The organism is Mesorhizobium sp. M2A.F.Ca.ET.037.01.1.1 (assembly GCF_003998075.1).
In the GTDB taxonomy this organism is placed as follows: Bacteria; Pseudomonadota; Alphaproteobacteria; order Rhizobiales; family Rhizobiaceae; genus Mesorhizobium.
On record NZ_RZSA01001786.1, the window covers coordinates 1 to 474 of the forward strand.

Annotated in this window: 1 protein-coding gene and 1 pseudogene; one reads left to right on the forward strand and one right to left on the reverse strand. The window is 60.5% G+C overall.

Features of this window, described 5'->3' with window-relative positions:
• Positions 1 to 78 precede the first annotated feature (78 nt).
• On the forward strand, positions 79 to 384 hold the full coding sequence (locus EOA27_RS39805; protein ID WP_126060664.1) for a ribbon-helix-helix domain-containing protein: 306 nt from the start codon (positions 79 to 81) through the stop codon (positions 382 to 384).
• Here EOA27_RS39805 and EOA27_RS42880 read toward each other — a convergent pair.
• Positions 381 to 474: pseudogene (locus EOA27_RS42880) on the reverse strand (purine-nucleoside phosphorylase); the annotation flags it as partial. The gene EOA27_RS39805 and the pseudogene EOA27_RS42880 sit on opposite strands and share 4 nt — an antisense overlap.

Below are 474 nucleotides of genomic sequence, written 5' to 3' on the forward strand. Positions count from 1 at the left end.
GACAAACGCAGGCAGTGTTCAAAAAAGGCGCCGGCTCGCTCAATCGGCGCCCAAGACAAACAAAAACGGGAGGTACTGATGTGCAGAGTCTTCGCCGGGCAAAACCCGGAAGGCTACCGGCAGATCAACCGGTCGATTCGCATCGACGGTCATTCGACCAGCATCCAGCTCGAGGCGACATTCTGGGATCTGCTTGACGAGATCGCCGACAGCCAGGGACTGACGACACCGAAATTCATCTCGAAGCTTTATGACGAGGCGATCGAGATCAACGGCCAGATCCCGAACTTCGCCTCCATGCTGCGCACGACCTGCGCGCTCTATCTGCGCGGCCACCGGCCCAATGCCGAGGAACAGGCTGCGTTGAAGCGGGAAGCCGCCTAACTCTCTGCCGCGACTTCGAGCGCCAGCCGGGTCATGTCGGTGAAGAGGGCCTGACGCTCCGCATAGTCCGTCAGCTCGCCGGTGGCGATA